Origin of the sequence: Mycobacterium sp. E3339, assembly GCF_001666915.1 — a bacterium.
GTDB lineage: Bacteria > Actinomycetota > Actinomycetes > Mycobacteriales > Mycobacteriaceae > Mycobacterium.
Map to the genome: position 1 here is coordinate 1 of NZ_LZIZ01000129.1, position 8,029 is coordinate 8,029.

Annotated in this window: 9 protein-coding genes; 8 read left to right on the top strand and 1 reads right to left on the bottom strand. The window is 69.6% G+C overall.

Annotated elements, in window-relative coordinates:
- A partial coding sequence (locus A5702_RS11725; RefSeq protein WP_156669585.1) for a DUF1990 family protein occupies positions 1-183 on the bottom strand: 183 nt, incomplete at its 3' end.
- A gap of 56 nt (positions 184-239) precedes the next feature.
- On the opposite strand from A5702_RS11725, the gene A5702_RS11730 reads away from it, so the two are divergent.
- The 8 genes from A5702_RS11730 to A5702_RS11765 all read left to right on the top strand — a co-directional run.
- Positions 240-1,133, top strand: a complete 894-nt coding sequence (locus tag A5702_RS11730; RefSeq protein ID WP_068220850.1) for an aldo/keto reductase — start codon at positions 240-242, stop codon at positions 1,131-1,133.
- 20 nt (positions 1,134-1,153) lie between these two features.
- Positions 1,154-1,777 (top strand): PaaI family thioesterase, encoded by a 624-nt coding sequence (locus tag A5702_RS11735; protein ID WP_068220853.1) that lies wholly within the window; start codon positions 1,154-1,156, stop codon positions 1,775-1,777.
- Positions 1,778-1,921: 144 nt separating this feature from the next.
- A complete protein-coding gene (locus A5702_RS11740) occupies positions 1,922-2,647 on the top strand; it encodes a trimeric intracellular cation channel family protein (RefSeq protein WP_082956036.1) in 726 nt (241 codons plus the stop codon).
- Between the two features lie 16 nt (positions 2,648-2,663).
- Positions 2,664-3,902 carry an amidohydrolase gene (locus A5702_RS11745; RefSeq protein ID WP_197506548.1) on the top strand — a complete coding sequence of 413 codons (1,239 nt, stop codon included), beginning with the start codon at positions 2,664-2,666 and terminating at the stop codon, positions 3,900-3,902.
- 207 nt (positions 3,903-4,109) lie between these two features.
- The gene (gene thrS, locus A5702_RS11750; protein ID WP_068220859.1) at positions 4,110-6,164 is read left to right on the top strand and encodes a threonine--tRNA ligase; all 2,055 of its coding nucleotides are present in this window, start codon (positions 4,110-4,112) and stop codon (positions 6,162-6,164) included.
- Positions 6,157-6,726, top strand: coding sequence for an HIT domain-containing protein (locus A5702_RS11755; RefSeq protein WP_055400847.1), 570 nt, complete (start codon positions 6,157-6,159; stop codon positions 6,724-6,726). The genes thrS and A5702_RS11755 overlap by 8 nt, the downstream gene beginning before the upstream one ends.
- 7 nt (positions 6,727-6,733) lie before the next feature.
- Positions 6,734-7,366, top strand: a complete 633-nt coding sequence (pgsA, locus tag A5702_RS11760) for a phosphatidylinositol phosphate synthase (RefSeq protein ID WP_055400849.1) — start codon at positions 6,734-6,736, stop codon at positions 7,364-7,366.
- 8 nt (positions 7,367-7,374) lie between these two features.
- The coding region (locus tag A5702_RS11765; RefSeq protein WP_068220861.1) for a phosphatidylinositol mannoside acyltransferase at positions 7,375-8,029 on the top strand (655 nt) is incomplete at its 3' end.

Here is an 8,029-nt window from a genome sequence, read left to right on the forward strand (position 1 = left end):
GCCCGCGCCGTGCTGCATGCCCCACCGCATGACGGCGTCGGCGGCCTTCTCGAAGCGCTGCTGCCCCGTGCCGATCTGTTTCTCGGTGTGCAGGTGGCCGTACCCCGCGGGCAACGTGCCGGACGCGGTCGCCCCCACCTCGGAGTAGGTCAACGGCAGTTCCTCGAGCGCTCCTAGGTCCACCGGCCCAGCTTGCCACGCCGGGATGCGCGGCGGATTTCCGGCGTACGGTCGTAAAAGTGACCGCACAAAACTCGGAAACCGTTGCATCAAAAAGCCAAGCGTCCGGAACGTTCACACTCGGCGGCGACCTGACCATCAACCGACTCGGGTTCGGCGCCATGCGCCTGACCGGCAAGGGCGTCTGGGGCCCGCCGGCCGACCGGGACGAGGCCGTCCGGGTGTTGCGCCGGGCCGTCGAACTCGGGGTGAACTTCATCGACACCGCCGACTCCTACGGCCCCTACATCGCCGAGGAGATCATCCGCGAGGCGCTGCACCCCTACGACGGGTTGGTCATCGCCACCAAGGCGGGCCTGCTGCGCACCGGACCCGACGTCTGGATCCCGCTGGGCAACCCCAGCTATCTGCGCCAGGAATGCGAGATGAGCCTGCGCCGCCTCGGCGTCGAGACCATCGACCTGTTCCAGCTGCACCGCATCGACCGCGACTTCCCGCTGGCCGACCAGGTGGGCGAGCTGGCGGCGCTGAAGAACGAGGGCAAGATCCGCCACATCGGCCTGTCCGAGGTGAACGTCGACCAGCTCACCGAGGCCCAGCGGATAACCGAGATCGTGTCCGTGCAGAACATGTACAACCTGTCGGCCCGGGGCGCCGAACCGCTGGTGGACGCCGCGACCAGCCAGGGCATCGGGTTCATCCCGTGGTTCCCGCTGGCCGCCGGGCCGCTGGCAGCCACCGACGGCCCGCTGCAGCGCATCGCCGCCGATCACCACGCCAGCCCGTCGCAGCTGGCGCTGGCCTGGTTGCTCAAGCGGTCGCCGGTGATGCTGCCGATTCCCGGCACGTCGAAGGTGGCACATCTGGAGGAGAACGTCGCCGCCGCCCAGATCGAGCTGAGCGACGACGAGTTCGAGGCGCTGTCGACCGCCGGAGGTCAGAACACCGTCTGACCACCCGATACGGTGTCCGGGTGAGCAGCGGACAGGCCGGGCACCCCGGCGGCGGGTTCAACCCGCCCGAACCGACGACCAAGGGCGGCCCCGACTACGGCCGGTTCATCGACGCCGTGCGCAAGCTGCAGGACCACGCCCGCGCCGTCGACGCCCCCGACGAGGTGATCACCGAGGCGGCGAACCAGCTGGAGAAGGTGTCGGCGTTGCTCGCGCCGTACGACGCCGACGAGTGGGCCTCGCCCTCGGGCCGGCGCATGGACCTGCCGATGCGCGGCAACCTCCTGACGGTCCCGATGTCGGCCCGCAAGGGTGACGACGGCCGCGTGCACGGCTGGGCGCGCTTCGCCCGGTTCCATCTGGGACGCAACGGCGCGGTGCACGGCGGCTCGCTCGGCATGCTCTTCGACACCGTGCTCGGCCTGACGGCGGTGCTGCTCACGGGGAGCCGCCGCCAGCGCACCGCGTACCTCAAAATCGATTACCGCAACATCGTGCCCATCGAAAAGGAGTTGCAGTTCGACGCCGGGGTGGACCGCGTGGACGGGCGCAAGATCTTCGTGTCCGGGCGGTTGACCGACGGCGACACCGTGCTCACGGAAGCCGACGCCCTGTTCGTGCGGCTCAAGCCCGGGCAACCCTAGCACTATGTCGTGCCGAAAATCGTTGCCCCGTAAGGGTTTCGGCGACCTCCGGTTGGACGGCGGCACGGTCGACTGCGTCGGTGCGTCGGCCCTGTCCGCGCGGGTACCCGGGACACTGACCCGGGTGGGGAAAGGGGTTTCGGTGTGACGCTCGCCGGCCTGACAATGGCGGACTTGTTCCGTGCGGTTGACCTGACCGGCGTGTTCGGCAATGCCCTGCTGGGCGGCGTGGTCGCCCGCAAGGAGAAGCTGGACCCCGTTGGCTTCGCGGCCCTCGCCGTGTTGTCGGGCCTGGGTGGCGGGATGATCCGCGACACTCTGCTGCAGCGTGGCACCCCGGTCGCGCTCACCGACTACGCCTATCTGTTGACCGCCCTGGCTGGAGCGGCGTTCGCCTTCGCATTCCGGGTCGAGGGCCGGGTGTGGAACCGGGTATGGCCGGTGGTGGACGCGCTGGCATTGGGATGCTGGGCGGCGACCGGTGCGCATAAGACGCTCGCCGTGGGGCTCGGCTGGTTGGCGGCGTTGCTGCTGGGCACGATCTCTGCGGTCGGCGGGGGAGCGACGCGGGACATCGTGATGCGTCGCGTCCCGGGAATCTTCGGTGGCAACACCCTGTATGCCACCTGCGCCCTCGCCGCGAGCGGCGTCCTGGTGCTCTTCAACTATCGCGACCATCCGACCCCCGGGCTGCTGGTGGGCACACTGACAGGGACGGTGTTGTGCTGGCTCGCGCAGTGGCGTGGCTGGATGTTGCCCGCCGTGGGCGCCTGGTCGCCGGCAACCCGTTTCACCGGGGGTCGGTCCCGCCGGTCGGCGCCCGGGGCGCATCAGACGGAGGAGGGCGTCAACGATGGGGACAGCCACTAACTCGGTGTCCACCCGGGTGCTCGCGGGCCTGCGCGACGCCCGGGACTGGCAGGAGGACTTCTACCGCAACCTGCACCAACACCCGGAACTGTCACACCAGGAGCGCGACACGGCCGCGGCCGTGGCCGAGCGGCTGGGTGGCTTCGGTTACGACGTGCACGAGGGCATCGGCGGCACGGGCGTCGTCGGGATCCTGCGCAACGGTGACGGCCCGACCGTGTTGCTGCGGGCCGACATGGACGCGCTACCGGTCAAGGAATCCACCGGCCTGCCGTACGCCAGCAGTGCCACCGCCACCGATGCGGACGGCAACCGGGTGCCGGTGATGCACGCCTGCGGCCACGACGTTCACGTGACCTGCCTGCTCGGAGCGGCCGCATTGCTGGCGGGCGCCCGCGGTCAGTGGAAGGGCACCGTGATCGCGTTGTTCCAGCCCGCCGAGGAGGTCGGCGACGGCGCACGCGGCATGCTCGACGATGGTCTCGCAGCGCTGGTCGGCCGCGTCGACGTCGCCCTCGCCCAGCACGTCCTGCCTTTCCCGGCCGGTCAGGTCGGCGCGCGGCCCGGGCCCGTTCTGTCTACCGCGGACAGCGTGCGGATTACCGTGTACGGCCGCGGCGGGCACGGCTCGATGCCCCAGGCCACCGTCGATCCGGTGGTGCTCGCCGCCATGATCGTGATCCGGCTGCAGACCGTGGTCTCCCGTGAGGTCGCGCCAACCGATTCCGCCGTGCTGACCATCGGCAGGATCGAGGCGGGAACCAAGAGCAACATCATCGGCGACCGCGCCATGCTGGAACTCAACCTGCGCACCTACAGCGAGCAGACCCGCACCAGGGTCCTCGACGCGATCCGGCGCATCGTCACCGCCGAATGCCGGGCGTCCGGCTCCCCGATGGATCCCGACTTCGAGCTGTTCGACCACTACCCGGCGACCGTCAACGATCCCGCGGTCGCGGAGCGGGTGCGCGCCGCGTTCGACGATTTCTTCGGCGACCGATCGTCCGAGCTGCCGCTGCAGGCCGCCAGCGAGGACTTCAGCGACATCCCGAGTGCGCTCGGGACGCCCTATTGCTACTGGGGTATCGGCGGCGTCGACCCCGACACCTATCGCAATGCGGTGAACGCGGGCCGCGTCAGCGAGGACATTCCGGTCAACCATTCCCCGACGTTCGCGCCTGTCATCCAGCCCACCCTCGACACCGGGACTCAAGCCCTGACGGTCGCCGCGCTGGCCTGGCTCGCGCCGCCATAATCGTGGGGCCACAACCGGCGCTCCACCACCAGACACACGCCGGTGCCGATCTTCAAGCTGCTCGTGGCCGCCGCTGCGGCGGTGCGGCACCATCGCCGGACTGAAGAACCGTTCGCCCGGCGCGGAAGCGCTCTGTCGGCGGCCCTGCTTGCGTCCGGAACGCCCCGATAGCATGGTCGTCGACCACCGACCTAGGAGAACCCACGGATGAGCGCCCCGGCAAACCCGTCCCCAGCAGGCCCTATCCGGGTGCCCGCCGGGACCACCGCCGCAGCCGCGGTGCGGGAGGCGGGGCTGCCGGGCCGCGGGGCGCCCGACGCGATCGTGGTGGTGCGCGACGCCGACGGCAAGCTGCGCGACCTGAGCTGGGTGCCCGGGGCCGACGCCGACGTCGTTCCCGTGCCGGCCAACACCGACGAGGGCCGCAGCGTCATCCGTCATTCGGCGGCGCACGTGCTGGCCCAGGCCGTCCAAAATCTGTTCCCGCACGCCAAGTTGGGCATCGGGCCGCCGATCACCGACGGCTTCTACTACGACTTCGATGTGGCCGAGCCGTTCACGCCCGAGGATCTGGACAAGCTGGAAAAGCGGATGCGCCAGATCGTCAAAGAGGGGCAGCTCTTCGAGCGCCGGGTCTACGAGTCCAAGGACCAGGCGCGCGCGGAGTTGGCGAACGAGCCCTACAAGCTCGAACTCGTCGACGACAAGTCGGGCGACCCCGACATCATGGAGGTCGGCGGCGACGAGCTCACCGCCTACGACAACCTCAATCCCCGCAGCCGGGAACGGGTCTGGGGGGACCTGTGCCGGGGTCCGCACATCCCGACCACCAAGCACATCCCGGCCTTCAAGCTGACCCGAAGCTCGGCCGCCTACTGGCGCGGCGACCAGAAAAACGCCAGCCTGCAACGCATCTACGGCACCGCGTGGGAGTCGCAGGAGGCGCTGGATCACCACCTCGAGCTGCTCGCCGAGGCGCAGCGCCGCGACCACCGCAAGCTGGGCACCGAGCTGGACCTGTTCAGCTTCCCCGACGAAATCGGTTCCGGGCTGGCGGTTTTCCACCCCAAGGGCGGCGTGGTGCGCAGGGAGCTGGAGGAGTATTCGCGGCGCAAGCACATCGAGGCCGGATACGAATTCGTCAACACCCCGCACATCACCAAGGCGCAGCTGTTCCACACCTCGGGGCACCTGGACTGGTACGCCGACGGGATGTTCCCGCCGATGCACCTCGACGCCGAGTTGAACGACGACGGGACGGTGCGCAAACCCGGGCAGGACTACTACCTCAAGCCGATGAACTGCCCGATGCACACGCTGATCTTCCGGTCGCGGGGGCGCTCGTACCGCGAGCTTCCGTTGCGGCTCTTCGAGTTCGGCACCGTGTACCGCTACGAGAAGTCCGGCGTGGTGCACGGGCTGACCCGGGCGCGCGGGTTCACCATGGACGACTCGCACATCTTCTGCACGCGCGAGCAGCTGCACGGGGAGCTGGCGTCGCTGCTGCGGTTCGTCCTCGAGCTGCTCGGCGACTACGGCCTGGAGGACTTCTATCTGGAGCTGTCCACCAAGGACCCGGAGAAATTCGTCGGCACCGACGAAATGTGGGAGCAGGCCACCAATTCCCTGGCCGAGGTGGCCGCCGAGTCGGGCCTGGAACTGGTTCCCGACCCCGGCGGCGCGGCGTTCTACGGCCCGAAGATCTCGGTGCAGGCCCGCGATGCGCTGGGCCGCAGCTGGCAGATGTCAACCATCCAGGTGGATTTCAACTTTCCGGAGCGCTTCGAGCTGGAGTACACCGCGCCGGATGGCACCCGCCAGCGGCCCGTGATGATCCACCGCGCCCTGTTCGGGTCGATCGAGCGGTTCTTCGGCATCCTCACCGAGCACTACGCGGGCGCGTTCCCGGCGTGGCTGGCGCCCGTGCAGGTGGTCGGCATCCCCGTCGCCGACGAGCATGTGCCTTATCTGGAAAGCGTTGCCGCGCAACTGAAGTCGCACGGCGTGCGGGTGGAGGTGGACGGCAGCGACGATCGGATGGCCAAGAAGATCGTGCACCACACCGGCCAGAAGGTGCCGTTCATGCTGCTGGCCGGCGACCGAGACGTCCAGGCGAAGGCGGTGAGCTTCCGCTTCGGCGACCGCACCCAGATCAACGGCGTGCCCCGCGACAGCGCCGTCGAAGCCATCGTGGCCTGGATCGCCGACCGCGAAAACGCCGTCCCCACAGCCGAACTCGTGAAGGTCACCGGCGGTGAGTGAACGCGAGGAACGCGCCGAGGACACCATCCTCGACACCGGTGTCGGCGAGGACGACCACCTGCAACGGCTGTGGACGCCGTACCGGATGACCTATCTGGCCGAAGCGCCGATGAAGCGCGACTCGTCGGGCAAGACCGAGCAGCCCTTCACCGACATCCCGCAACTGCCCGACGAGGAAGGCCTGGTGGTCGCCCGCGGCGAACTGGTGTACGTCGTCCTCAACCTCTACCCGTACAACCCGGGGCACCTGATGGTGGTGCCGTACCGGCGGGTGTCCGAACTCGAGGACCTCACCGCCGAGGAGAGCGCGGAGTTGATGGCCTTCATCCAGAAGGCGATTCGCGTCATCAAGAACGTGTCAAACCCGCACGGCTTCAACGTCGGCGTGAACCTGGGCACGTCGGCCGGCGGGTCGCTGGCCGAACACCTGCACGTGCACGTCGTGCCGCGCTGGGGCGGCGACGCGAACTTCATCACCATCATCGGCGGCGCGAAGGTGATCCCGCAGCTGCTGCGCGAAACCCGCCGGCTGCTGTCGACCGAGTGGGCCAAGCAGCAATGAGTCGCGCATGAGTAAGGTGCCGTTCCTGTCGCGGGCGGCGTTCGCGCGGCTCACCACCCCGACCGCCAGGGCGTGCCTGCGCATGGGGCTGACGCCGGACGCCGTCACGATCCTGGGCACCGTCGTCGCCGTGGCGGGGGCGCTGACGCTGTTCCCGATGGGCAAGCTGTTCGCCGGCACGCTGGTGGTCTGGTTCTTCGTGCTGTTCGACATGCTCGACGGCGCGATGGCCCGCGAGCGCGGGGGCGGCACCCGGTTCGGCGCCGTGCTCGACGCGACCTGCGACCGCGTCAGCGACGGCGCGGTGTTCTGCGGCCTGCTGTGGTGGATCGCGTTCGGCCTGCACGACAAGCCGCTGGTGGTGGCGACCCTGATCTGCCTCGTCACGTCGCAGGTCATCTCCTACATCAAGGCGCGGGCCGAGGCCAGCGGGCTGCGCGGCGACGGCGGCCTCATCGAACGCCCGGAGCGCCTGATCATCGTGCTGGTGGGCGCCGGCGTGTCGGACTTCCCGTTCGTCGCCTGGCCGCCCGCGCTGCCGGTGGCGATGTGGCTGCTGGCGGCGGCCAGCGTCCTCACCTGCCTGCAGCGGCTGCACACGGTGCGGACCTCGCCCGGCGCGACGGAGCGCATGCCGTGATTCCGGGCATGGGTTTGATCTCAGCGCCGCGCCGCCTGGTGTCCGGCACCGCGACCGACTGGACCTACGCGGCCGGCTGGATGGCCGTCCGGGCGATGCCGGAATTCGCCGCGCGCTCCGCGTTCGAGACCGGCGCCCGCTATGCCGCCCGCGGCGGCGGTCCGCAGCAGCTGCGCAAGAACCTGGCCCGCGTCATCGGCGTCACGCCGGCCGAGGTGCCCGACGAGCTGATGCGGGCCTCGCTGGTCTCCTACGCCCGCTACTGGCGGGAGGCGTTTCGCCTGCCGTCGATGGACCTGCGCGCGCTGGCCGGCGAGCTCGACGCCGCTTTCCGGGGGGCCGACAACCTGGACGCGGCGCTGACCACGGGCCGGGGCGCGATCTGCGCGTTGCCGCACAGCGGTAACTGGGACATGGCCGGCGTGTGGTTCACCCAGACGCGCGGCACCTTCACCACCGTCGCCGAGAGGCTCGAACCCGAGTCGTTGTACCGGCGCTTCCTGCGCTACCGCGAGAGTCTCGGGTTCCAGGTGCTGCCGCTGTCGGGAGGCGAGCGGCCGGCCTTCGAGGTGCTGTGCGACCGGCTGCGAGACAACCAATTGGTGTGCCTGATGGCCGATCGCGACCTCACCCGCACCGGCGTGCAGGTCGACTTCTTCGGCG